The sequence below is a fragment of the Chitinivorax sp. B genome, from assembly GCF_005503445.1.
Classification (GTDB): domain Bacteria; phylum Pseudomonadota; class Gammaproteobacteria; order Burkholderiales; family SCOH01; genus Chitinivorax.
Map to the genome: position 1 here is coordinate 1 of NZ_SCOH01000059.1, position 25,197 is coordinate 25,197.

General features: G+C 54.3%; 18 protein-coding genes. 7 read left to right on the forward strand and 11 right to left on the reverse strand.

The features are described from left to right. Positions 1 to 172: 172 nt before the first annotated feature. On the reverse strand, positions 173 to 907 hold the full coding sequence (locus tag FFS57_RS22570; protein WP_137940099.1) for a substrate-binding periplasmic protein: 735 nt from the start codon (positions 905 to 907) through the stop codon (positions 173 to 175). Between the two features lie 291 nt (positions 908 to 1,198). Here FFS57_RS22570 and FFS57_RS22575 point away from each other — a divergent pair, with 291 nt between their 5' ends. From FFS57_RS22575 to FFS57_RS22585, 3 genes are read left to right on the forward strand one after another with little or no spacing between them, the layout of a single operon-like run. Beyond that, entirely contained in the window at positions 1,199 to 2,803 is a 1,605-nt protein-coding gene (locus tag FFS57_RS22575; RefSeq protein WP_249384130.1) for an ABC transporter substrate-binding protein, read from the forward strand. A 49-nt stretch (positions 2,804 to 2,852) separates the two neighbouring features. After that, the gene (locus FFS57_RS22580; protein ID WP_171014152.1) at positions 2,853 to 6,002 is read left to right on the forward strand and encodes an ATP-binding protein; all 3,150 of its coding nucleotides are present in this window, start codon (positions 2,853 to 2,855) and stop codon (positions 6,000 to 6,002) included. Then, a complete protein-coding gene (locus tag FFS57_RS22585; protein ID WP_137940101.1) occupies positions 5,999 to 7,150 on the forward strand; it encodes a sensor histidine kinase in 1,152 nt (383 codons plus the stop codon). The genes FFS57_RS22580 and FFS57_RS22585 overlap by 4 nt, the downstream gene beginning before the upstream one ends. 126 nt (positions 7,151 to 7,276) lie before the next feature. Here the strand turns inward: FFS57_RS22585 and efp are convergent, their stop codons facing one another. From efp to FFS57_RS22600, 3 genes are all read right to left on the reverse strand, one after another. Further along, a complete protein-coding gene (gene efp / locus FFS57_RS22590; protein ID WP_137940102.1) occupies positions 7,277 to 7,840 on the reverse strand; it encodes an elongation factor P in 564 nt (187 codons plus the stop codon). A gap of 88 nt (positions 7,841 to 7,928) precedes the next feature. Further along, positions 7,929 to 9,059 (reverse strand): elongation factor P maturation arginine rhamnosyltransferase EarP, encoded by a 1,131-nt coding sequence (earP, locus tag FFS57_RS22595; RefSeq protein WP_137940103.1) that lies wholly within the window; start codon positions 9,057 to 9,059, stop codon positions 7,929 to 7,931. Between the two features lie 5 nt (positions 9,060 to 9,064). Then, positions 9,065 to 11,719: a M1 family metallopeptidase gene (locus FFS57_RS22600; RefSeq protein WP_137940104.1), complete on the reverse strand. Its 2,655-nt coding sequence runs from the start codon at positions 11,717 to 11,719 to the stop codon at positions 9,065 to 9,067. A 401-nt stretch (positions 11,720 to 12,120) separates the two neighbouring features. Between FFS57_RS22600 and FFS57_RS22605 the strand changes: the two genes are divergently transcribed. Beyond that, positions 12,121 to 14,241: an acetyl-CoA hydrolase/transferase C-terminal domain-containing protein gene (locus FFS57_RS22605; protein ID WP_137940105.1), complete on the forward strand. Its 2,121-nt coding sequence runs from the start codon at positions 12,121 to 12,123 to the stop codon at positions 14,239 to 14,241. Between the two features lie 43 nt (positions 14,242 to 14,284). Here FFS57_RS22605 and FFS57_RS22610 read toward each other — a convergent pair whose 3' ends face one another. Next, on the reverse strand, positions 14,285 to 14,611 hold the full coding sequence (locus FFS57_RS22610) for a hypothetical protein (RefSeq protein ID WP_137940106.1): 327 nt from the start codon (positions 14,609 to 14,611) through the stop codon (positions 14,285 to 14,287). 312 nt (positions 14,612 to 14,923) lie between these two features. Next, positions 14,924 to 15,931 (reverse strand): MDR family oxidoreductase, encoded by a 1,008-nt coding sequence (locus tag FFS57_RS22615; RefSeq protein ID WP_137940107.1) that lies wholly within the window; start codon positions 15,929 to 15,931, stop codon positions 14,924 to 14,926. A gap of 186 nt (positions 15,932 to 16,117) precedes the next feature. Between FFS57_RS22615 and FFS57_RS22620 the strand changes: the two genes are divergently transcribed. Further along, positions 16,118 to 17,269 (forward strand): FIST signal transduction protein, encoded by a 1,152-nt coding sequence (locus tag FFS57_RS22620; RefSeq protein ID WP_137940108.1) that lies wholly within the window; start codon positions 16,118 to 16,120, stop codon positions 17,267 to 17,269. A gap of 65 nt (positions 17,270 to 17,334) precedes the next feature. Beyond that, positions 17,335 to 18,906, forward strand: a complete 1,572-nt coding sequence (locus tag FFS57_RS22625) for a sensor histidine kinase (protein WP_137940109.1) — start codon at positions 17,335 to 17,337, stop codon at positions 18,904 to 18,906. A 41-nt stretch (positions 18,907 to 18,947) separates the two neighbouring features. On the opposite strand, the gene FFS57_RS22630 is transcribed toward FFS57_RS22625, so the two are convergent. The 3 genes from FFS57_RS22630 to FFS57_RS22640 are packed head-to-tail and all read right to left on the reverse strand — an operon-like array spanning position 18,948 to position 22,193. Continuing rightward, positions 18,948 to 19,817, reverse strand: coding sequence for a M48 family metalloprotease (locus FFS57_RS22630; RefSeq protein WP_137940110.1), 870 nt, complete (start codon positions 19,815 to 19,817; stop codon positions 18,948 to 18,950). 13 nt (positions 19,818 to 19,830) lie between these two features. Next, entirely contained in the window at positions 19,831 to 20,316 is a 486-nt protein-coding gene (locus tag FFS57_RS22635; protein WP_137940111.1) for an SH3 domain-containing protein, read from the reverse strand. Next, positions 20,313 to 22,193 (reverse strand): adenylate/guanylate cyclase domain-containing protein, encoded by a 1,881-nt coding sequence (locus tag FFS57_RS22640; protein ID WP_137940112.1) that lies wholly within the window; start codon positions 22,191 to 22,193, stop codon positions 20,313 to 20,315. The genes FFS57_RS22635 and FFS57_RS22640 overlap by 4 nt, the downstream gene beginning before the upstream one ends. Positions 22,194 to 22,366: 173 nt before the next feature. On the opposite strand from FFS57_RS22640, the gene FFS57_RS22645 reads away from it, so the two are divergent. Continuing rightward, entirely contained in the window at positions 22,367 to 23,128 is a 762-nt protein-coding gene (locus FFS57_RS22645) for a substrate-binding periplasmic protein (RefSeq protein ID WP_137940113.1), read from the forward strand. A 181-nt stretch (positions 23,129 to 23,309) separates the two neighbouring features. Here the strand turns inward: FFS57_RS22645 and FFS57_RS22650 are convergent, their stop codons facing one another. After that, a complete protein-coding gene (locus tag FFS57_RS22650) occupies positions 23,310 to 23,933 on the reverse strand; it encodes a TetR/AcrR family transcriptional regulator (RefSeq protein WP_137940114.1) in 624 nt (207 codons plus the stop codon). A gap of 189 nt (positions 23,934 to 24,122) precedes the next feature. Continuing rightward, positions 24,123 to 25,197 (reverse strand): OmpP1/FadL family transporter (locus tag FFS57_RS22655; protein WP_137940115.1); only part of this gene is annotated, 1,075 nt, incomplete at its 5' end.

Consider the following 25,197-nt stretch of genomic DNA (forward strand, 5'->3'; position numbering starts at 1 on the left):
TACCAAGCGCAAGGACAGTGTCGCGGGCAAACGACAGCGGGCAGCATGGGATCCGCGCTTCAGAACTGAGCTTTTATTTGATTAAACAAGGAGTAAAGTTCGATCCCGCCCTGACTTCAACGGCCAAAGGAGATTGAAACGATACGCTTCATTAGCTTTGGCGTAATGTAAGTCATTTCCTCACATAACGAATTATCATCCCTTCATACGTGCCATCCTGTTTCATTTCCGATAGCGCTTCATCGAACCGGTCCCGAATCGAGATCAGGTTTCTCCGCTTTGAAAAGGCAAGATAGCTCGGTACCTGTTCGACTTCTGGAGAAAGCTCTTTCACTCTATCCAGTACTCCCTTGGATGCCAAAATATCCAGCGCACCATATTTGTTGCTCACCAGAATATCAAAGCGCTTGGCAAGTAACTTGTCGATGTTCTGCTCACCAGTATTGGCTGGATCAGGTACTTTGATTTGACCATGTTTCACGGCCTCATCAAATACCTTGCCATAGCTCACCTTTCTCACCACGCCAAAGTTGTAACCAGCCAACCTGGATAGGTCACCATCGAAGTGAATGGAGGAATCTTTCAAGACAAACAGTGATACGGTTTGTGGCATTAATATTTCTTTTGAATAATCGGCAAATACTTCCCGTTCAGGCGTTTTGTAGGCAGTGAAAATGCCATCGGCTGAGCCGTCCTCAATCATTTTGATGGCACGAGCCCAGGGCAATAATGTGATATTGACGGGTTGCCGAATGCGACGGAATGCCTCATTGACGATGTCAACAACCAATCCTTTGACTACGCCATTCTCTTCATACTGATAAGGCGGATATTGCAGTGTGACAAGTTCAAGAGTCTGTGCACCAGTGAATGGCACGTACATGATGCAGCCAATCAACATCCACATGATTGCACGCCTCATCTCGACCTACCCCTCGTCCACCACGGCTGATTCTCGCTATATGAAATATAGTGGTGCCATCCCTAAGGCACCAACCTTTGGGGCGTTTTGTCAGGGCTCAGGCTATTGCTGTAATTCAACATTCCCATGTTTGCATGTATTGGCCCATGTGAATGAGCTATAAAAAAGAGGAGCACCACAGCGCACTTTTCCGTCATTCAGCATCCCTGATTCGTCATGCCCACCCATGGTGCGATGCGGCAATTCGGCATGCAGGGCGATCCGTCAGGAGGGCATATGAAACCACGTGTCGTTGCATTAGCAACCTGGGTCATTGGTGGGATGTGGCTTGCGACATCGCAGGCAGCAGGACCGGGACCAGAGAAAAAGCTGGAATCAATGATCGCACCAGACACGATCATCAAAGTAGTCAAGAAGGATACCTTGGCTGTACCTGTCGTCACCCAGCCTTGCCAGCCTGGCAAGTGTCCCTTTGCAGGGCAAAAGGTGACCATCATTGCGAACAAGGGCACCACTATCATGGGGCCGTTTATTGAAGCCAAGACTGAGTTTGAGGCTGCCACCGGGGCCAAACTTGAGGTGATTGGTGTCACATTGAACGAACACTTTGCCAATTTCATGTCGGATGTGACCAATGGCATTGGCAAGATTGATGCTTCGATTGCTGCAGCTTGGTGGGTGGGGGAACTGGTCGCGGGGGACTTCATTCTACCCGTCGACAAATACTATAAGGATTCGCGGTTCCCAAAGTGGGACATTGATGATGTCCTGCCCGCTCCACGGTCATTGCTGACCTATGGCAAACACAAGTACATGGTGGCTTATGATCATGATGGCCAAGTGTTTTACTACCGACGCGATTTGTTCAATGACGCAGCGCACCAAACCGCTTTCAAACAGAAATATGGTTACCCGCTGGCTATCCCGCAAACTTGGGATCAGGTACGAGACATTGCAGAATACTTCCATGGCAAGGATTTGAACGCCGATGGCAAACCCGATGCAGGTCTGACCATGCACCTGAAGGCCGGTGCTCAAGGCATGTTCCATTACATGTCGTTCTCGGCGCCGTATGTCATTGGACCTGGTAACCCGCATCTATACTGGTTTGATCCACAAACCATGAAGCCGCTGATCGAAAGCCCTGGCCATGTCAAAGCACTACAAGCGTTGATCAATCTAACCAAATTCGGTCCCCGTGAAATCCTGACCTGGGATCTGGGTGAAAGTTGGGATTACTTTCTGGCCGGCCGTGCAGCCATGACCTTCACCTGGGGAGACCTGGGGGCTCTGGCACAGAATCAGGGCAGCTACGTCAAAGGCAAGACCGGTGCCGCTCCCATTCCAGGCTCCATGGGTTACTACAATGTTGCAGGTAAAAAGTGGGTAGCCACCACCAAGCCCAATATTGTCGGCAATACTACCGGTGGTTCTTGGGCGGGCGTCATTTCCCGTTATTCGAAAGCACCAGAAGCCACTTATTTTCTGCTGGCCATGATGGCAAACAAGGAAAAGGTCCGTGTCTTTGCGGCGCAAGGGTTTGATGGTGTCGATCCTGGTCGCACCAGCCAACTACTTCCTCCTGACGGGGTCGCAAAGATTGATGATTATCTGAAGGCTGGCTGGGCCGAGGCAGATATCCGGGCATACTCAAAAGCCTATGCAGAAAACTACGCCAACCCGTTGCAAATGCCCTATTTGCGCATCCCCGGTGCTTACGCCTACTGGTTGGCCTTGGATATTCACCTGTTCGAAGCAGTCAGTGGGCAATTGACTGCCGAACAGGCATTGCGAGCAACCGCTGTCGATTTTGAGGAGATCACCACCCGCATGGGCCGAGACAAGCAGCGCAAGGTCTACCGCGCCTCTCTCGGTCTGTAGCACGGCTCCATTTGATGCGTGTCACTTGATGACCGATACCGAGAAGAACATGGATAGCACATCCGGTACATTCTCGCGCCGACGCGGCTATGAAGAATCCGGTTGGTTTCGATGGTTGTCGTTTCAATTGAACCACACCTTGCCTAGTGGGCTTAACCTAGGCGGCAAACTGAACATTGGCTTTGGCGTGCTGGTATTCATGGCACTGCTAGTGGTCGGGTTAAGTTTCATGGCCGGGTATGCTGTCACCCAGAAAATCGATTTGGCCGCTTCGGTCAGGTTGCCTGCTACCGTTGCCTCATCTCGGGCCGAGACCAATCTGTTGCGCATGCAATCCAGTCTGCGCGGCTATTTGGTACTGGGTGATCAGCAAGATACTGTTGCTTTTCACGATTATCGTCAAAAATTCGAAGCCAATCTGGCCGAGTTGCGAGCGCTTTCCACCAACTGGACCAACGCTGATGACCGGCAGCAGATCGAAGAGCTGGAAGCCTTGTATCGGGAATGGTCTTCATTACCAGATCAACTGTTCGCACTACATGACAATCCGCTGAAAAACCGCCCCGCTGTGTTCATTGCTCGCATGCAGGTGCAACCGCTGAAAGTGGCGATGTTGGGTGATATCGATATTTTGATCAATGTCCAGAAACAGCGCCTATCATCCCCTGTCAGTCGCGAAATACTCGCTGACCTGGCAGATTTTGAAACCACGTTTGATGCGATGACAGGCAATCTGATCGCCTACGCAGCCTCTGGCGAAATGAGTTTCAAGCTGAGCTATGGCCCCTATTTAACCGCCAATGCCGCTGTCTGGCGCCGCCTGCAAGCCAATCGCCGGCAGATGACCCGACAGCAGCAGACCATCCTGAGCGGCATTGCCTCCCGACGCCTGGAGTTAGCGGAAGCCAGTGAAAAAATCATCAGTATTGTCGTCAGCCAACATGCTTATGAAGACCTGTATCTGTACCGAACCAAAGTGGCGCCCATGGCCGAACGGATGCAGCAATTGCTGGATTCGGCAGCAATGGCTCAGCAGACTCAGCTCCAGGCTGACCAAGGTGATGCTCGCAACAGCTTGATCCGCGCCCGTCTGCAAACCCTGGCTGGGGGTGGGGTGGCTGCATTGTTGGGCGTAGTCCTGGCCATGCTGTTCCGTCACCAGATTGTGGGCCCGGTTCGACGCTTGACCCAAACCGCCGAGCAAATCACCAACGGTAATCTGCACGCTCGTGCCATCGTCGAGTCACACGATGAAATCGGTAGTCTTGCCCATTCGATGAATTTAATGACAACGCGCCTGAGCAGTACCATCGATGACCTGGAACAGCAAAGCCTGCAACTGGAAACCATGGTGGAAATCAGCCGACAACTGGCCAGCATTCTTGATTCACAAGACCTGTTACGACAGGTGGCAAAGTTGACCAAGCAGAGTTTTGGCTATATCTCAGTGCAGATATTGCTGATGGATGAACACCAGCACACCTTGTCCGTGGCAGAAACCATTGACGATGAACCCCGTGCAGAGGAATCAGCCCGTCCTCACCCCATCTCCCCCCTGGCACGCCAGGCAGGGTTGGAGGGTCGGCCAATCCTTCGTTGTGCGGACCAGACCAACTATCGATCGGAAATGGCCGTACCGATCATGATCGAACAGCGCATCGCTGGCGTCATCAACGTACATGCAGACCGGCCGCTGGGCCATCGCGATGCCAATCTGGTCCAGACACTGGCTCATCAGGTAGCCGTGGCATTGACCAATGCCCGCCTGTTCCAGCAAACACAACGTGCCATGGTGGCGGCAGAGATTGCCAACCAGGCTAAGAGCGAATTCCTTGCCAACATGAGCCATGAACTGCGTACGCCGCTCAATGGGATTCTTGGCTACGCACAAATTCTGAAACGTGAAGCCGATTTGACCCCGCACCAGAAAAAGGGCCTGACAATCATTCAGCAGAGCGGGGAGCACCTGCTACAGTTGATCAACGATATTCTGGATCTGGCCAAAATCGAAGCGGGCAGGATTGATATTCTTCCCTCCCCGCTTTACATACCGGGTTTTCTGGAAAATATCGCCAATGTGATCCGGCCACGTGCAGATCAAAAATCACTGGCTTTCACCTGTGAGCAGGACCATAGCTTGCCACTCACAATCCTGGCTGACGAAAAACGCTTGCGACAGGTGCTGATCAATCTGCTCGGGAACGCAGTGAAATTCACCGACCAAGGGCAGGTCTCGCTCCAAGTCAAGTTGATCACGACCAATATCGACGGCGCATGTGTACTTCGTTTTGAGGTGAAGGATACCGGTATCGGTATCTCACCAGATCAGCTTGGTCATCTGTTCCAACCATTCGAACAAGTAGGTGAACAACGGCGTCGAGCCGAAGGCGCCGGGCTTGGACTATCCATCAGCCATCAACTGGTACATGCCATGGGCAGCGAGATTCAAGTTGATAGCCAGTCGGGTGTGGGGAGCCGATTCTGGTTCGACTTGTCGACCGTATCCATCGACACCTCGCTCCCCACACAACACGAACCACTGGCAGGGGTCACCCGCTACCTGGGTGCCGCCAAACGCATTCTGGTAGTGGATGACAACGATGATAACCGCAAGGTCATGAAGGATATGTTGGCCCCACTGGGCTTCGACATACGTACCGTACCATCTGGTGAGGCGGCGTTGGCGCTGGTCGAACAATGGCAGCCCGATGCCATTCTGATGGATCTGATCATGCCTGGTGGCATGAACGGCCATGATGCCACCCGACAGCTGCGCCGGAATCCAGCCCTGGTTGATACCGTGATTATTGCGGCATCAGCCAGCGCGTTCGAAAAAGATCAGGCAGAAAGCCTGACCGCAGGTTGCAACGCCTTCATCAGCAAACCCATTCATCGCGAGCACCTGCTGGCGTTGTTACAGCATCACCTACAGCTGATCTGGGAGATGGCTCCTGCATCAGATGCCTCTCCGATTTCCAATCCCACATGGATATGGCCAACTACGGACGAGCTACAACAGTTGCAACGAATGCTGAGAGCCGGTGACCTACATGGTATTCGGCACTGGGCAGATCGATTGTCGACACACAAACCAGCTTGTGAGTCCTTCGCCCAAAAGGTACATGAGATGGCGATGCAGTTCGACGAGAAAGGGCTTCAGTCGCTGCTTTCGATGGCGGAAGGAACTGTTCCATCATGACTCATGCCCTTGAAGCTTATCAATTGTCTGGGCGACAACGTACCACCATCCTGGTGGTGGATGACAATCCAACCAACCTCAGCGTGATCTGCGACTGCTTGGAACAAGCAGGTATTCGTACCCTGGTTGCACAGACCGGCGAAGCAGCATTGGAACGAGCCGCCCTCATGTTGCCACAACTGATTTTGCTGGACGTGATGATGCCCGGTATGGATGGCTTTGAGACGTGTCGTCGGCTTAAGCAGAATGAGACGACCTCAGCCATACCGGTGATATTTCTGACCGCACTGGCGGCCACAGATGAAAAATTGAATGGCTTTCGTGCGGGTGGGGTCGATTACCTAAGCAAACCGATCCAACAAGATGAACTACTAGCCCGTATCCACACTCATTTGCGGCTAAGCGACCTAACCCAGCAGTTGCGCCGCGCCAATGAAGAACTGGAAGCCTTCAGCTATTCTGTCTCACACGATCTTCGGGCACCGCTGCGGGCCATTGATGGCTTCAGTGATCAACTGCTGGACGAATATGGACAGGTGCTGGATGAAGAGGGTCGTTTCTACCTGTCACGGATCCGTCACGGCGCCCAGCGCATGAGCAATCTGATTGATGATTTGTTGAATCTGTCACGGGTGGGTACAGCCACGCTGAATATGGTCCCGGTTAATCTGAGCGAGCTGGCGAACAATATTGTTGCAGAGCTGGCCAGTGCCAATCCGCAACGAACGGTCAGCGTTACCATCTCGCCGAATCTGCTGGCTCGGGGCGATCTCAGATTACTACAGATCGCCCTGCAGAACCTGCTCAACAATGCCTGGAAATACACAGCCAAACGGACAGATGCCCAGGTGATCTTTAGCCAGTTCGAACAGGCAGGTCACAACGGATTCTACATTCAGGACAATGGCGTTGGATTCGATATGGCTTACGCCAGCAAGCTATTCAAGGCATTCCAGCGTCTGCATGCTGACAGTGAATTTGAAGGCACCGGGGTCGGCCTGACCATCGTCCGTCGCATCATAGAGCGACACGGAGGTGAAATCTGGGTGGAGGCAGCCGTAGATCAGGGAGCCACATTCTATTTCACGCTACCTGATGCCCTGCATCCACCAACATTGAATGGTGGCACCACGCTGCTAGGCACTTGACGAACTGATCCACTCTCCAATTCAAATGGTATTTCACTGGGATGACCCAGCCAGCCCTGACAGAGTACCAGAACAAACAAAAAGGCGACCTGTCGATCGCCTTTTTATCATCGCATCCAAGTAGACTTATGCGCGCTTCTTGAATTCGTTGGTACGGGTGTCGATTTCGATCTTGTCGCCAATTTCAACAAAAGCCGCAACCTGGATTTCATAGTTAGTACCTTTCAGGCGTGCGGGTTTCAATACCTTGCCTGATGTATCGCCACGCACGGCGGGTTCGGTGTACTCAACTTCACGAACGATTGTGGTCGGCAGCTCAACAGAGATAGCCTTGGCATTGTAGAAGGTGACTTCGCAGATGTCTTCCATGCCATCGCACAGAAAGTTCATGACGTCGGACATGTTCTCGGCTTCAACTTCATACTGGTTGAATTCGGTGTCCATGAACACGTACATCGGGTCTGCAAAGTAGGAATAGGTACATTCCTTCTTGTCCAACGTAACAACGTCGAACTTTTCATCGGCCTTGTAAACCAATTCAGAACCGCTGCCAGTCAGCAGGTTCTTCAACTTCAATTTCACCACTGCAGCGTTACGGCCGGATTTATTATATTCGGCCTTTTGTACGACCATCGGATCGCTGCCGATCATCACGACGTTACCGGAGCGGAGTTCCTGAGCTGTTTTCATGTTGCGTCCTAATCTTGCCTAATCAAATCAGAGGTTTGCTAGTTGCCGCCCTGTGCAGCAACGAAAGAAAACTTTGAAAAACATGGGATTATAACTTGCTTTCCACAAAACATGCCAGATTGCCGGCCAAGTCACCCAGCTGGTGCAGCTGACAGGCCCAGTGCTGGCTGTGTTGCGTCAAAGCATCAGTTTGAGCCCGGAAGCCTGCCCAGGAAGCAACAATGTCGCCATCGCCATTCCAGGCATGCCAACAGCGACGTACCACATCGAGTTCCGGTAGATTGACCAGATATCGATCCAGGAAAATATCCAGTTTGACACGATGCGCGTCATCCGCCTGCGGATAGATATGCCAGACAAATGGGCGCTGCGCCCATTGTGCCCGCACGAAGGAATCTTCACCACGCACGAAATTGATATCGCACGCCCACAACAAGCGATCGTATTCCGGTTGTTCGGTAAAGGGCAGTACTTGGACAATCAGATTGCCTTGTTGGGTAACTTGCCCGACAGCCAATGCATGCCCATACCAAGTGGCCAGTTGCTCGGTCGCCCGTCCTTCCGGCACCAGTAATCGGGTCAGGTTCGGCCCATCAACCCAGGTCTGCAACAAGGCCGGCATGGCCGGATTATGGTAACTGAACAATGAGATGCGCAGTTCGCCCGGTTGTTTCGCCGGCACATTCAAACGTTGCCAGAAGGTGGCTTGCACATCGGTATCAAACGCCGCCCGCGCTGCCAACAGTCCCGTTTCACAAAGCAGCCCACCACTCTGCGTCGTAAATCCCGGGAAAAAGAAGTACTTGGTCAACGGCAGCCGTGGATGGCGGGATGCCATGCCATGGCAATCAGCCACCCAGTCTTCTGCACTGAGATATTCCAGATTCAACCACACTGGCGGTATGGCTCGTTGGGCCATCGCGGCCAGATAGGTCGCCGGCAATTCGCAGGCAAAGGCCTCGACGACGACATCGGCAACCATTTCTGCATCCCAAGTCGGGAAGTCCGCCATCCAATGACGAATGTCAATCCCGTCTACCCGCTGTCCATCGACATTAGCCTCGACGGCTGGGCAAATGCGATGGAAGCTGGCCAGATCATCCACCCATAATCTGACCTGCTCACCCCGTTCGGCCACGAGCTGACGTGCCAGACGCCAGCACACCCCAATATCGCCAAAATTATCGATGACGGCGCAGAATATGTCCCAGCGTTGCATGGTGCTTACTGTGGCAACTTGAGCTGATAGCCACTCAGAAATGCCGACAGGCTGCCCGCCTGTGCCTCACGTGTGGCAACACACATATCGATCTGCTCCAGCGATTGCGCCAATTCACGTGGCCCGCCTTCATACTTGTGGATAATTCCCTTGAAAAAGCCATCGACCTCATTGCGTATCTTGGTGCTGCAGGCATTACCGAAAAAGGTCGGTACCGTGGCGGCAAAATCTTTGGGTAGACTGGCCATCAACTTGTCGAAATGGCCCTGCACAAATTGCCAGGCCGCCTCAGATGTAGCAGGGTGAAATGCAGCCCCGTTTACCAGCGCAATGGATTCACGGCTATCAAACCGGCTGTCCAGCGCCACTTTCAACCCTTTGGCCAACTGCGGTGGCTCGCGGAAGGCGCCGAGTGCTTCCAGCAACGAACGACGCTCACGCATGTTTTTGGTATTGGCAGCCGCTTCAATATAGGTATCCAACAGTGCAGCACCACCCGAAATAGCAGCCGTACGTAGTACCTGACCAATGATGGAGGCATCCACAGACTTGCGATCATCCAACCATTGCCGTGCCAACCGGCTGGCTTCGTCACGCAGGCTGCCATCCAGCCCTGCATCGGCCACAAACGGTACCAAGGTTCCACGCAACAATTCGTCGTCGTCCGATTCTTCCGGCTTGCGGTTAAAACCCAACACCCTTGCCCGCGTGCCGAACGATTGCTGCACATACCGGGCGAACAATGCATGCTGAGTGGAATCCAGCATGCTGTGAGCCCGTATGGCGATACGCAAGGCAGCTTCCACGACTTCACGACGTGAGTGATCGGCATACTTCTGAGCCAATTGCATTGCATCAGCAATCGGCAGGTCACCTGATTCGATCAACGCATGGGCATCATCAAGACCCGCTACGATTTCTGCCACACCCAGGCGTTTGGGGTCATCCATCAATGACGCCAACCCGCCAGGCCAATAAACCGGGCGGTAATAACCCACGCCACCCGGGTTGGCTTGCAACCATTGCGGGCAGGTTGCCAACGGTTTATTGGACTCCAACTTGGCCATCAATTTGGGCTCATCCATGACGGTGCAGGTTCGAACTTTGGCAACACCATCAGCGAAACCGTAACATGCTGGCAGCGCCCAACGCTGATCCGGTGACAAGTTGGTGCCCTTGGAGACAAACCGGCTTTGTTGCAATTCGACCAGCGGGATCGGGTCGCAACGCAATGTGACATTCAAGCGCGGGATACCGGGTTGTTCGATGAAGCTTTCAAAGGATTTTGCCACCTGTGGATCTTGCGCAGCCAACGCATCGATAAAATCACGTGAGCTGGCGTTGGACCAAGCATGCGTGCTCATGTACCGACGTACCCCGTCACGAAACTTGTCCTCCCCCAGCCAACGCTCATACATCGCCAACACGGCCTGCCCTTTTGAATAGGTAATGGCATCGAAGGCGTTACCTAAGTCATGCTGGCTATTGACCGGCTGGTGAATCTTGCGGGTGGAAGGTAAACGGTCGGCCTGCATGGCACTGCGACGGGCGACGACATCCTCGACATCGAGATTCCATTCAGGCTTCACTTGCGCCGTGATCTTGCTGGCCATCCATGATGCAAACGACTCATTCAGCCAGATATCGTCCCACCATTTCATCGTGACATAGTTGCCGAACCATTGGTGTGCCAACTCATGGGCAGCAATGCTGACGTAGCGGCGCTTGAAATAGGCAGTTTCTTCATGCGGGCGGGCCAGCAGGACGTTGCTGCGGTAGGTAATCAGACCCGGGTTCTCCATGGCGCTGAAACCCATGGTCATCGGGATCACCAGACTATCCAGTTTTTCGTAAGGGTACGGCATGCCAAAGTAGCCTTCCAGCGCCTGTAGCACGGCCGGCGTGTTTTCCTTGGCGTAACGAGCCTCTTGCGCACGACCTCGCGGTGTGATGTAGCGCACCGGCACGTTTCCAACCATCCCACCATCCAGCGCATCAAACGGGCCAACGCCAAAGGCAACCAGATAGCTTGGCAACGGCTTGGTCGGTGCAAAGCGCACCTGTTTCATGCCTTTACCCAGGTCACGTTCGCCCACAACTGGCGTGTTGGCCACGGCCATGTGCTGTTTCTTTACATTCAAAGTCAGTTGCCAAGGTACTTTCCAACCCGGCTCATCAAAGCACGGAAAGGCGCGACGTGCGCCCGTGGCTTCAAACTGGGTCATGGCGTACCAATCTTCACCCTCTCTCTGGGTGAATACGCCATGGATTTCCTTGCGACTCATCTGGCCGGCAAAATCCAGTTGCAGTCGAGCCGGGCCGGGCTTCAATGCCTCACGGAACCGCAACAGGACATATTCCTCTCCTTGCGGCACAACCTTATCCACTCTCACGGCCTTGCCGGCCATCAGTAGCCGCCCCTGCTTGATACTGATCGCCTCCGCATGCATGCGAATCTCACGGACCGGAGCATTGATCACCAATGCGATATCGACCTTGCCAGTATGCTTCTCACCTTCCGGAATGATGGTGAGTTCCAGTTGATAGCTCTTTGGGGTAACGGCATCCCCCAGTCGCATCGGAACGTCATCTGCCCAAGCGAATTGACAAGCCAGCACCAGCAGGGAAACGGAAAAACAGCGGGCAAGCAGACGTTTCATGTAGCTCCCTCAAATCATGTTGTTGTTTGAATAGGCATCAGGCCATATTGATTCGGCACGAGGGGCAGATAGATCGCGTGTGACGTTCGGCATCACAGGTTGTCGGTACAATCGAGGAAACGCGACCGGATTCGATCCGCGTTGAATATCGGATACCCTGCCACCAGCCCAATGCGGCCAACACTATAGCAGAAGCGGCCCTGACCCTGCTTGACAGCAATATCCCCAATGCCTTGGCAAACACTGAACATCGTACAACATCGAGATTGACGAATATATACAAGCCGCATTGATAGCGGGCTGCAATCAAATCTGATGCTCGTCAAAACGTATGCACAAAATACTTCGCATTTTGGCAAGCACTACCTATGCTTGTTGCAAATAAAACTCCGGAGACAATCATGACAACCTATTTCAACCAGATCGAGGCATGTGTCGACCAAGTCATTGCCAGCGTCGGCCCCCACATCATTCTGGGCATCCCATTGGGGATTGGCAAACCCAACCCGTTTGTAAATGCATTGTATCGACGGGTGAAAGAACACACTGGCTACAGCCTGCGCATCATCACTGCTTTGTCGCTGGAAAAACCCAAGGGCCACAGCGAGCTGGAAAGCCGCTTTGTCGAGCCCTTTGTTGAACGTGTCTTTGGCGACTACCCGGATCTGGACTACGTCGCCGATCGCCGGGCGGGCCATTTGCCACCCAATGTGGAAGTACTTGAATTCTTTCTGAAGACAGGTGATTACCTCGACAACCCGGATGCACAACAGAACTATCTGTACAGCAACTATACCCATGTTGCGCGTGACATGATGCTGCAGAATGTAAACGTGTTGGCACAGGCAGTTGCTGCCGAGGGAGAAGGCGATCAGCTGACATTGTCCCTGTCCAGTAACCCGGATGTCACGCTGGATATACTGGACATGCTAGCGGCAGAACCCAGCCGTCAGGTATTGGTAGTCGGTATCATCAACCGCAAACTGCCCTTCATGCCGAACGACGCGCAAATCAGTCCGACCCGCTTCAACTTTCTGGTGGACGATCCCGCAGGTACCCATGATCTGTTCGCGCCACCCAATATGAAGGTCAGCCTTCAAGATTACGCGATCGGCCTGTATGCCAGTTCACTGGTCAAGGATGGTGGCACCTTGCAGATTGGCATTGGCTCGCTGGGTGATGCAATTGCGCATTCGCTGATCATGCGAGATCAGCAAAATGACAGCTACTGCAAGATCATACAGCAGATCTACGATACCAAGGTTCCAGCCTGCATTGAATTAGGTCGCTTCGAACAAGGGTTGTATGGTTGCAGCGAGATGTTTGTGAACGGTTTCATGAAATTGATCGATGCGGGCATCGTGCGACGGCAGGTATTCAACGATGCCGATCTGCAGCGGCTGGTCAATTCCGGGGAGATCACAACCCAGGTCACACCAGCCATGCTGACCATTTTGCGTGACAAGCAGATCATCAACAGTCAGTTGACCGAGCGGGATGTGACTTGGCTGAAACGATTCGGTATTTTCAATGATCAGGTCACATGGCGAGATGATTCCATCTCAGTCCCTATTGGCCGCTTGTCGGGGAATCTGGTCGACCCGGTCAATTTTGACAAAGTCTGTCAACATTGCCTGGGCACTCAGTTGAAAGGCGGCATCATCATGCATGGCGGCTTTTTCCTGGGCCCGCGTGATTTCTACCAACGTTTACGGGACTTGGACAAAACCACCCTCAATCAGATTGGCATGAGCCGCATCAGCTTCATCAATCGCATTTTCGGTCACGAAGAACTGGTAGGGGCGCAGCGCCGCGATGCCCGCTTCATCAACACCACCATGCTTGTGACGTTGCTAGGCGCAGCTTCCAGCGACAGCCTGGAGTCCGGTCAGGTTGTCAGCGGTGTCGGGGGGCAATACAACTTTGTCGCCATGGCCCATCTGTTGCCGGATGCCCGCTCAATCCTGATGCTAAGGGCCAGCCGTACGCGACACGGCAAGTTGATCTCCAACATCGTCTGGAGTTATGGCCAGACTACTATCCCGCGACACCTGCGCGACATTGTGATCACCGAATATGGGGTGGCCGATTTACGTGGGCAAAGCGATGCAGAATGTATCAAACGCTTGCTGGCCGTGGCCGATTCACGCTTTCAGGATCAGTTACTGGAGCTGGCCAGGAAAAATGGCAAGATCTCACATGAATACGAGATTCCCGAGGCACAGCGCAATAATCTGCCGGCGACGCTGGAAAGCCGACTACGGCCATGGCGACAGTTGGGCTTGCTACCAGATTTTCCGTTCGGTACCGATTTTACCGAGGACGAGCTGGTGATCATCAAAGCCCTGCGCAAGTTGAAAGCCTCTACCGAAAATCCGCTGGAGTTGATTGGCACTGTGATCAAAAGCTTGTTAGGCGACAACATCGTACCGGAGAAATATCTGGAGCGCCTGGGACTCGACGAGGTCGACGGGCTGAAGCAACGATTGATTCGCCGGTTGTTTGTTGGCAATCTGGGCTGAGCACCAGGGTCGGCAGCGCCTGACAAGCTTTGCTTACCCCATTTCAGGCCCATTCGTCGACATGATCCGACTGATCGCCGGCCCGTCGGTTGTACTTGCGACGATCCCCCCATTGCCTTGGGTCCAGCACCAGCGACAAAGGTTGGTGACGGCGGCAATGTTGGCGTCGGTCCTGCCCGTTACGACGCTCCTGGACAGGCTTTTCTGGCTGTTGGGGTGGCGGTGGTACTGGCGAGACGACCGGGCGATAGACCAAAGGCGGCAGGCTGCGTGGCTCCACCGGGGAAGCCGCCCGTGCCGATTCTGTCGCCGTGACGCTCAGTCCTTCGCGCAACGGCCGAGTCGTTGTCGGTAGCGGCGGAATACGCATTGGACACCCCTTGGCGTGTTTTGCTGAACGCTGATCGATGGTGCATTTCGCACCATCCAATTCTGACAAAACTCAGCGAAGCGCTGCGGGTCAGGCATGCAAACAAAGATAGTAGGTACGGTAGGTCTGCACAACAACGCCAGCCGAGTTTTGTCAACAAGCCTGATTGCGATCATCCCCATTATTGTAAAACTTGACTAGGCCCAACCAATCAAGTGCTTCTTGAACATGGTTTCACCATTTCCCCCAAAATGATCAGTACTAGCCGGTCAAGAGGCAATATGCAGTAGACCGCTGACACGTTCATCGGGTTCATTCGTTGTCGAGTGAACCATCAATCCGTACCAGATACCGGCCACTGGTTTGACCTGCCAACATGCGTTGGCCGATTGCCTCGATGTCGGCCAAGCCAACCTCGTGGGTCACACTCGCCAGTTTGTCCCAAGGTATCAATGGCAAATAACGTTGCCATACAGCCTGACGAACCGCCATGGGACACATCACCGAATCCACCCCAGCCAACGTGATGCCGCGCAGGATGAATGGCATCACCGTCGTATTCAGTGCATGGCCCGCTGCCAGGCCGCAGGCTACTACCACACCACCATAGCGTATGCGCGGCAGCAAGCCAGCCAACACGGCTCCTCCAGCCGTATCAATGGCTGCAGCCCAGGTTTCCGACTCCAGTGACCTGGCGGGCTGTGTGAACAGATTGCGATCCATTACCCTACTGGCGCCCAACGCTTGCAGCCAAGCATCATGGTCGGCCAGCTTACCGGTTACCGCAACAGTCTGATAGCCCAGCACGGCCAGCAACATCAGCGCCACACTGCCTACTCCGCCCGTGGCACCTGTCACCAGCACCTCGCCCTGCCCCGGCAGCACGCCTTGTTGCTGCAAGGTATGAATACACAGCATGGCGGTGAAACCCGCTGTTCCAATGGCCATGACTTGCCTAGGTGACACTCCATCGAGCACAGGCTGCAACCAGTCCGCCTTGAGCCGTGCGTAGCCGGCGAAACCACCGCTATAGCGTTCTCCCACCCCCCATCCGGTCGACATGACCGACATGCCAGGAACAAAACGTGAATCGGTCGATGACACGACCTCACCCGCCAGGTCCACCCCGGGTATCATCGGCAGTTGGCGCAGGATCTTGCCTCGACCGGTAATGGCCATTGCATCTTTGTAATTGATGCTGGAATAAGCCACCTTCACCAGCACCTCCCCTGGTGGCAAATCATCCAATGTGTGTTGCGACAGGCTCACTGCCTGGCCACCAGCTTGCTCGGTTGCCCACCATGCTGAAAAACTGATCATACCCACCTCGTTTGGTTGTGACGGATAGATGTGTTGCATCGCAACCCATTGTGATCGCGCCTATCAGGCTGCCAGCAGCATAGAACCCACCTTGGCAACTGGCAACCTGTCCCGCGCATGGCCCATGAAAGTTCGACCCGTAGCACCTACACTGAAGTATCCAGTACTTGTGATGTGTCAATGATCATGCAAGCCCGATCTGTTTATACCTTTACCCCCGAACCCTATCGTGCCGGGCTCGAAATCGGCGAAGCCCTGCGTGACATTCAACCCGAAGTGGTTTTCCTGTTCTGCACCATACATTACGGCCAGTCTGCCGAACTGGTCGAAGGGTTGTATGACGCACTGGAAAACGATCGGCTGGTCGTCATCGGCAATAGCGGGGATGGCATCTATGAGACCCGCCGGGCCAGCAATACTGGTGTCACAGCCTTGGCACTGAACAGTGGTGGCGAAGTGCAATGGCAGGTGGTATACGCCAGTAATCTGGGGATAGATCCAGCTGCTGCCACGCAGCGGGCACTGGCAGCCTTACAGGATAGTCGACCCGGCGAGTCCCCAGCACTGCTGTTTTTGTCTGCCGATTTTCATGCCGATGCCAGCGAAATCGAACGGGAATTGCTCAAGCATGTGGCCGTACCGGTGGTAGGTGGCTTTGCTGCGGACGACAACCGGATGTTGACGTGCTTCCTGTTTGCCAATCGCCAGTTGCTGCAGGATGCGATCGTGCTGTTGGGTGCGTACGGCCCCATTCGCTATGCCATCCGGGTCGCCAATACCTTGTCCCCCATCGGTCAGCCTGGTTTGGTGAACGATGCCTGCGGTACCAATGTGAATACCATTGATGGCCTGTCAGCTATGGATTTCATCGAGCGTGAAACCGGTAAACCCGTCTTGCAGACGGATCGCGGCGTAGTGTCATTGATGGTGATCAACCCCACTGACCCGGCCCAGCGCCGGATACGGTCGATTGTGCCGGATTTCAGCGAAGAAAACGGCCACCTCGGATTGTATGGTGGGATTGAGCAGGGACAAACGGTACAAGTCTGCCTGGCCAGCCCGGAAGCCCTGATCCAGGAAGTGTATGCCGTGGCCGACCAAGCCAAGTCGCTAGCCTTCACCCCTCAAGCGGCACTGATCGTCAGCTGCGGTGGCCGCAAGACACTACTTGGCGCCCAGGTAGAACATGAAATCCGGGCCTTGTCACAAGCATTTCCCGATGGCTTGCCATTGGCCGGATATCCTTCATTTGGCGAAATTGGCCCATTGCCGCTGGCCGATGGTTATACACGCAGCCTGTTTCACAATATGAGTTATGTGCTGCTATTGCTGGGCTAGATTCTCAGCTTGTACGAATAATGATAATCGGGCCAAGCCCCAAATGAATTGGACCCCCACCACCGATGCATTTACTCAGTACCTTGACGCCCCCGCCACCGGGATTTGTCTTCGAACAACCGACCAAGCGTCTGCTGCTTGGCCGGCCATTAGGGGTCTTCACCGATCACCCGGATACCCTGGCCGCAGCAGTACCGGACTATCGTCGCCGCATGCAGGGGGTCATTGCCACGCTGGGCCCATTGTATCAACATCAACGCCTGTCCTCCTTGTTGTGGCATCTGCAGATTCCGGAGCACAACCTGAGCGATCTGCAATACATGGTCCATACGATGCTGGACATGGTGGCGAATACCATTGCCGGGCATGACAATATTATTGAATTGACCCGTTTGACCGAGCGGGCTCAATACGATCTGGAGATGATGCGCGGCGATTACCAGCGTGTCACAACCCGCCTGCAACAGCAGGTCGCCACACTGAAATCGGCGCAAACGGCTCTGCAGGCCAGCGAGTTGCGCTTGAAACAGATCATCAACATGTTGCCGCAATGGGTCTATGCCACCGCCCCAGGCGGCCTCATCATGCTGGTCAATAGCGCCTTCGCAGATGCGTTGATGCGTCATGAAGACCAGATCATCGGCCAGACCGAGGCCGATTTGGGTCTGCCAGCTGATTGGCTGGCCGCATCTCATGCGGGTGACGAGCAGGTAATGGTCAGCGGTGAAACATTGCTGCTGCCAGAACTGCCAATGGCAGATGGCCCGACCCAGGTGCGTTGGTATCAGGTCACCAAGCTGCCATTGCACTTGGCCGGTCACCCCTATGCGGTGCTGACGGTTGCCACCGACATCACCGCCCGCAAAACCTACGAGCACCACATCCTGCGCATGAACGAGGAATTGGAGCAACGGGTGAGCCAGCGAACAGAGGAACTGGAAGTCGTGAATCGGGAGCTGGAAAGCTTTGCCTATTCTGTGTCACATGATCTGCGTTCGCCGTTACGCGCCATCATCGGCTTCAGCCAGGTACTGGTGGATGAGGCCGCAGACCGCTTGAATGACGATGAACGGCAGCTGCTGAAGCGCCTACAGGTCAATGGCTTCCGGATGAATCAGCTGATTGATGACCTGCTGGCCCTGGCCCGCGCCACTCAGATGCCGTTACACCGGCAAACGGTGGACGTCACCACGTTGGCTCGTGAAGTCACGCATACCTTACTGGCAGATCACCCCCACCTTGCCACCGCAACCGTCGATATCAGTGAAGACATGACCGCCCCAGCCGATGCTCGCATGCTGCAAGTGGTGCTGGAGAACCTGGTCAGCAATGCACTAAAGTTCACCCGCCAGTGCCTACACCCACATCTCACCATTGGCACTCAGGTGATAGATGATGAGCCAGTGTTTTTTGTTGCTGACAATGGGGCAGGATTCGACATGCAGTGGGCACAACGCCTGTTCACACCGTTTCAACGACTTCATGCCGATAATGAATTCGAAGGCACTGGTATCGGTCTGGCAACCGTCAAGCGGGTCATCACCCGTCATGGCGGGCGTATTTGGGCAGACGCCGCTGTAGGAAAAGGAGCAACCTTTTATTTCACCTTACCGGCCGCAGAAAACGGCAACGTTTGACTGGCAGACAATTCGATACCGGTTAGGCGACAACAATAAGATCAGCGTCCAAACTGGGCCTGAAATCGCCGCTCACCGATTGCCAGCTCAGGCAGCTTGACATCACCAAGCGTGCGTTCTATCGCCATCAGCCGATCCGCCGGGGCCGGATGGGTTTTGAACATGAGTGACAAGGCACGATCGCCTGGTTTACGTTGTTCGATCTTTTGCAATACAGCCATCAACGCGAACGGGTCATAACCGGCCCGTGCAGCCAGAATGACGCCCATCCGGTCTGCTTCGAACTCGTCCCCCCGATCCAGCCCACGGGTATACAACTCCTGAGTGGTGGCAAGAAAACGCTTGGCCATTTCCCCCTTCATTGCATCACCGCTGCGATGGCGATAACGCTCGGCAGCAAAACCAACCAGCTCACTGAAAGCCTGTTGCGACGAGCCACTACGCATGGCCTTCAAATGATGCTGACGCAGCACATGGGCAATTTCATGCCCAAGCACCCCGGCCAGTTCAGCCTCGTTCTCCATCAGATTGATCAATCCTCGCGTCACGAAGATATAGCCCCCCGGCGCAGCATAGGCATTAATATTGGTATCATCCAGCACACCAAAATGCCAAGCCAGCTCGCGCCGTTCAGTCTGATTGGCTACCCAACGACCAACCCGGTTCACATAACGTTGCAAAGGTTGGTTGGGATCAAGCCGGGCAGCGCCCAACAATACGCTGGCCACACTATGACCCATCGCCACTTCTTCTGGCTCGGTATAGTCGCGGTTTGCTTCCACCACCTTGGAGCCGGCATTGACCAAGGCTTGAAGGTTGAAGCCATTGATGGTGGGCAGCTGCGCACCTTCACAGCCCCACAACAAGTACAACAGTGTGAAGGCCGTTGCGGTCGATTTTGCGGTGTTCATGGCCTGGCCTCCGTCATGGTACGTTGCGATAACCCAGCTCAATGGCTTGCAAGCCACCTTCCTGTGCAAACCGATTGGCCTCGGCCGGGCTGACGGTCAATGCCTCCATTCGCGCCACTTCAGGCAGATTGGGCTGAGCCCGGCGCAGTTTTTCCTCATCCAACCCCCGTACCCCGGTGGTGGGTGTAGCAGCGGTACGGCCGGTCAGCACTGTTGCCAAGTCTTGCCCGCCACGAGGACGCGCACCCGCATCGGACAGACGTACATCCAGCAGCTTCACCCAGCCCGTCCGCTGCTCAACCACGGCCTGATACCATCCCCCTTGTCGCTTCTGCAACATGACAGATTTGTCCCGTACCAGATTCATCACCGCGGCCGCTGATGGACTGGGTTCCTGACGTAAAACCGTATCACGCACGGTCACCGCCACATCGTCAGCACGTGACGGCGGTTGCCAAGCCAGCACCCCAAGCAAGATACAACCCACCAGCGTTCTCATGAGCGCCTCCTCGGCTCAAAAAGATGAATGTCAGCATGACGGCCCTTGACCACATGCCTTCCCATATCGTGAAAATCGAAAATGTCGGAACAGGCCCGACGGGTGTCGTCGGATACCAAGATGGGCGCCAACCCTTTGGTCAGGCCCTCGATGCGACTGGCCAGGTTCACCGTATCGCCGATCACAGTGTAATCATAGTGCATCTGTGAACCGATCATTCCGACAACTGCCGGGCCGGTATGAATACCTACCCCCATGTCGAACAGCTCCCCCTCCTCTCCCAGTTCGGCACGAAACTGCTGGAGTGCATCACGCATGTCCAGCGCAGCCCGGATTGCATGTTCAGCCTGCTGAGGATCGTTGCCAGGCGCTCCCCAGAACGCCATCACCGCATCGCCGATGAATTTGTCGAGTGTGCCACCGTGACGGAAGATGATGTCCACCTGCATTTCGAAGTAACGATTGAGCAACATCACTACCCGTTCCGCAGTGTGCCGCTCTGCCAAGGTGGTAAAACCGCGAATATCGGAGAACAACACGGTCAAGGTACAGGATTTGTTCAATGCGGCAGGTGCCAGCTCACCCGCATCCATCAGGCGACCGACAACCTTGGGGTCGAGGAAACGACTGAAAATCGACAGCATACGCCGTCGCGCCAGATACTCGCGTGCACCGGTCTGCATGGCCAGTGCAATATAACCCGCCCAGCCCGTTCCCAATACCGTGCCCGCCGGCAACAACCAGCGCTGCCCCAGCAGCCAATAACTGACCATCAGCAGCGCCAGGCTGATCGTCAACATGGCTGAACCCGTTACCAGCAGCGCGCGCGGGTAGTTACCGGCACTACCGGTGAACAGTAGCCATGCCATCAACAGCATGCTGCCGCTGCAGGCTGCTGGAAAAAACCAGTGCATTGGTCGCAGATCGTTACCGTTCTTCAGGTTATCGATCGCCGTGGTGAGAATGGCCACCGCAGGATGCTGGCTGGCAATTGGTGTCGGGCGGAAATCATATAGACCGGATGCACTGGAACCAATCACCACCAATCTACCTGCCAACAAAGTTTGCAACTTGTTGATCGCTATGGCGTCACCGGCTGCTTGCTTGTTGATCAAGGTATACAAATCGACATAGCTGATACGGCGAAACGGAATTACCTCTCGACCGCGCCAGTTCAATACAATGCGTGGTGACTTGGGAATGGGCTTGCCCAGCAAGGTGGCCACTTTGGCTGGCATCGACAGTAGGCGCCAGCCGTCAATATCGCGATGGACGTCATATTCCCGGCCAATCCCGTCGTTATCGGCCACAAAGTTGATGGTCCCCAGCCGCCAGTGTTGTGGCGGCACCGCAAATGGCAACAACAGATGAGCACGGGCATCCGGCTTGGCGTGCAGCGTGCGGATGAAGCCGACCGTACTCGGGAAAGCTTGGATAGGATAACCGGGATCGCCCGGTGTGGGATTCTGTTGCAAAATCGGCAACAGCACATTCTTGTTACGTGCCAACACCTCTGAAAAGTAACGGTCGCTGTCGCCCGCAGCATAAACATCCACTTCACTGAACAAGATATCGAACACAACCAGCCTTGGCTGATAGGCCACCATCGACTCCAACACTTCGGCATGTACCGCCCTTGGCCACGGCCAACGGCCTACCTGAGCCCCCATCCGCCCAAGCGAGAAATCGTCGATGTCGATCAGCAGAATCTCGGGATCAGGCTGTTGTTCGCCGGCGTATAACCAGAGCAACTGATCCATCAATGCGTGGTCCAACGGACGGAACACCAAGGCTCCCATTGCACCGACCACGCACAACAACGCAAAGGATGCCAGCCACTGACGCACCTTGCCGGGAATCAGGGTGGAAAGCGACACGCGGCCTCCAGAGCGATTATCAATACACGGAATCAAGGTTTGCACAAAGCCAATTCAGGCTAGTGCATTCCATCGACCTTTACCAGCCAGCCCCCAATCAAACCACACGACAATGACGTGCCATTTGCTTATGTATGCCTATACTGATATCAGTGTAATGAGGAATTACAGCCATGCTGGCCCGTTTTTTACATGTTCTGCTTTTATTGGTGGGCGTATTGACCATCAACGATGGGGCCACTGCCGAAGAGCCCAAGGTGTACACGGTGGGTGTGGAGGACTACGAAAACTTCTTGCCGTACTCGCAATTCAAGGATGGACGCTACAGTGGTTTGGGCAAGGACATTCTGGATGCCTTTGCACAAAGCGAAAACCTGATTTTCGACTATCAGGTCTACCCGCTGAAACGTCGTGATAACCTGTTCGTGATTGGCAAGCTGGACTTGATCTTTCCCGATAATCCGTCCTGGATACCTGACCTTAAACGAGGACGGAATGTGAGTTATGCACCCATGCTGCCCTTTACTGACGGTGTGCTGGTTCGTCGGGAAGATCTGGGCAAAGGGCCTGACAATTTACGGATACTTGGCACCCCACTAGGATTCACCCCTTATCCCTACATGCAGCAGATCCAATGGGGCCAAATCGCGATCGAGGAATCACCTGCCTACGATTCGCTGTATGAAAAATTGGCCATGGGCCGGGTAGATGGCGCCTACATGAATACAGCCATTGCCCGCTATTATTTCTCGCGCAATGCCAAGTTTCAGCAAGGGATCATTGTCTACGATCCTTCCCTACCCCACGCCAGCGGCTTCTGGTGCCTGTCGTCGATCAAATACCCCAAGTTGATCGAACGCTTCAAAACCTTCCTGAATCAAAATCAGGCGCTGCTTGACACCATGAAACGGCGATATCAATTTACTTCGGAATAATTAAGTGTGATTCAAGCTGGATTGAATTGGCGCCTTCAGCGTATCCGGCTCGCTTTGGCATGGTGGATGGGTAAGCGTTCACACACCAGAGCCAAATCCCAAGTGACGCAATGTGGTTGTCTTGGTGAGTTGGCGCGGGACTTGCCAACGCCAACTACAAACAATTGCTGTAATGCAATCGTTATCGTGGCATCAATCCGAACAACAAAGCATCCATACCCGTTTCCACCAAGCCCTCCAGTGGCTGCCATTCCACCCAGGGTTCATCCTGCATCGACAGGCGCAAGCCGATCAGGCCATGCAGCATACCCCAGAACAATTGCACGATGGCATGGGCGTTGGTAGTGATACCAACGTTTTCCCGCTGCAACTGATCAACCAGCATATAGGCGAAGGCGTAAGCATCCTGTGTCGGATTGCCACGCTCATTCCCCGCCTCTTCCGGCGCATAGGGCGGAATCGGGTCGATAAATAACATACGGTATTGATCAGGTCGCTCAATGGCGAATTGTACAAAGCTGCGACCAACGCGCTTCAGTCGCTCGGTAGCAAGCTGATCAGCAGCATCACCATCACGCAACTGCTGGGTGAGCAAGGCAAAATCGGCATCGGTCAATGCACGCAACAGGGCATCCTTATCCTTGAAAAAGGAATAGAGGATGGTAGTGGAGTAATCGATGCGGGCAGCAATGGCGCGCATGGTCAGGCCATCATAGCCTTTTTCCATATACAGATTGCGCGTTGCATCCAGGATTTTATCGCGCAAGGCTTCGCGCTCTCGTTGCTTACGTTCAGCGATGGTCACGTTACGGTCTCTCTGCTTATGACAAATATTTGCCGCTATTTTACATGCATAATGACATTTAGATGAAAAAAGAGGCGCCTGCTAGGCGCCGGAAGGAGATTGCCCGCCGGGAAACAGCATCATCCGCTGCCTGTAAACGACGGCGTAATGCCTCCCCGCACACGACCAACCGATCTGGCAAACAGTCAATCAGAACATGAGAGTGTATTGGACTGCCAACATCCTCATGTCAAGGTCGAATTGCCCTTTGACGTGAAAATGCTGGTCTGCATTAAAAAACGCATAGTCCGCCCGGTTATAGGCGGTATCGACATAATCGATACCCGCATCTTTCATGCGCGTCCATGCCATCGCCACATCCAACCGTCCCATGGCACCAGTGCGATAACTCATGCCCAGGGTCAACCAGGTCCGATCAGTATCCGGCACACTGGGGTGGCGATACCGTGCATTCGGCACCGGCGTCTGATCCAGCGCCAACCCTGCCTTCAAGGCCAATGCATCACTGAGCTGATAATTGATCCCTACCGCATAGCGGTTGGCATCACGCCATCTCTCCACCTGAACCTGATCCGGCGTGTTATCGACACGAATCCTCAATTCATCGAATCGCGACCAGAACGTACGTTGAAAAGCGGTATGCAAGGTCATCGCAGTAGTCAACCGCTGCTGCCATGCCAATCCCAGACTGGCTGGCAACTTCACCCTGGCATCCGCCTTCTGCACTTCGGACTCCAGACTCAACCCCAAGCCAGCCGCCAATTGGCTATACAAAGTCGGGATGTCGACCCGGTAATCCCCCTTGACCTTGGGGGTGACGGTAGATCGCCAGACTGCGCCCAAGCGGGTATTGGGCGACAGCTGAAACTGTGCGCCAACATCCACCCCATAACCCCAACCCTTGCCCTTCATCGTCGCCTTCCCATCCAGCATCGGTACCGGCTGCCCAAGCAACATGCTGGCAATGTCTGCTTCGTAACGAAAATCCAGCGCTTTGGATAAGTCTGCATCAATATGGATTGCATTCAAGCCCGCCCCGACCGACCAATGATCATTCAGCCTCCAGGCTACCGATGGATGAATATTGATGGCCGCCATTTCAGTTTTCAGCGAGGTATAACGTCCAGACCAATCCTCATCGAATTTTGTATCGGCGCCGTAAGGGGCGCTGACCGATAATCCAAGGGCCAGCTGTGGTGACAATGGCCAGGCCAGCACCAAAGCGGGCAATATCCCCTTGCCACCGGCCTGGCCACCACCTGTC

Excerpts from the sequence above, each read along its gene's own strand:
- FFS57_RS22600 (WP_137940104.1), bottom strand. The coding sequence starts at position 11,719 with ATGAAACGTCTGCTTGCCCGCTGTTTTTCCGTTTCCCTGCTGGTGCTG.
- FFS57_RS22635 (WP_137940111.1), bottom strand. The coding sequence starts at position 20,316 with ATGAGAACGCTGGTGGGTTGTATCTTGCTTGGGGTGCTGGCTTGGCAA.
- FFS57_RS22605 (WP_137940105.1), top strand. The coding sequence starts at position 12,121 with ATGACAACCTATTTCAACCAGATCGAGGCATGTGTCGACCAAGTCATT.
- FFS57_RS22620 (WP_137940108.1), top strand. The coding sequence starts at position 16,118 with ATGCAAGCCCGATCTGTTTATACCTTTACCCCCGAACCCTATCGTGCC.
- FFS57_RS22610 (WP_137940106.1), bottom strand. The coding sequence starts at position 14,611 with ATGCGTATTCCGCCGCTACCGACAACGACTCGGCCGTTGCGCGAAGGA.
- FFS57_RS22630 (WP_137940110.1), bottom strand. The coding sequence starts at position 19,817 with ATGAACACCGCAAAATCGACCGCAACGGCCTTCACACTGTTGTACTTG.
- FFS57_RS22615 (WP_137940107.1), bottom strand. The coding sequence starts at position 15,931 with ATGATCAGTTTTTCAGCATGGTGGGCAACCGAGCAAGCTGGTGGCCAG.
- FFS57_RS22625 (WP_137940109.1), top strand. The coding sequence starts at position 17,335 with ATGCATTTACTCAGTACCTTGACGCCCCCGCCACCGGGATTTGTCTTC.
- FFS57_RS22645 (WP_137940113.1), top strand. The coding sequence starts at position 22,367 with ATGCTGGCCCGTTTTTTACATGTTCTGCTTTTATTGGTGGGCGTATTG.
- FFS57_RS22575 (WP_249384130.1), top strand. The coding sequence starts at position 1,199 with ATGAAACCACGTGTCGTTGCATTAGCAACCTGGGTCATTGGTGGGATG.
- FFS57_RS22580 (WP_171014152.1), top strand. The coding sequence starts at position 2,853 with ATGGATAGCACATCCGGTACATTCTCGCGCCGACGCGGCTATGAAGAA.
- FFS57_RS22570 (WP_137940099.1), bottom strand. The coding sequence starts at position 907 with ATGTGGATGTTGATTGGCTGCATCATGTACGTGCCATTCACTGGTGCA.
- earP (WP_137940103.1), bottom strand. The coding sequence starts at position 9,059 with ATGCAACGCTGGGACATATTCTGCGCCGTCATCGATAATTTTGGCGAT.
- efp (WP_137940102.1), bottom strand. The coding sequence starts at position 7,840 with ATGAAAACAGCTCAGGAACTCCGCTCCGGTAACGTCGTGATGATCGGC.
- FFS57_RS22585 (WP_137940101.1), top strand. The coding sequence starts at position 5,999 with ATGACTCATGCCCTTGAAGCTTATCAATTGTCTGGGCGACAACGTACC.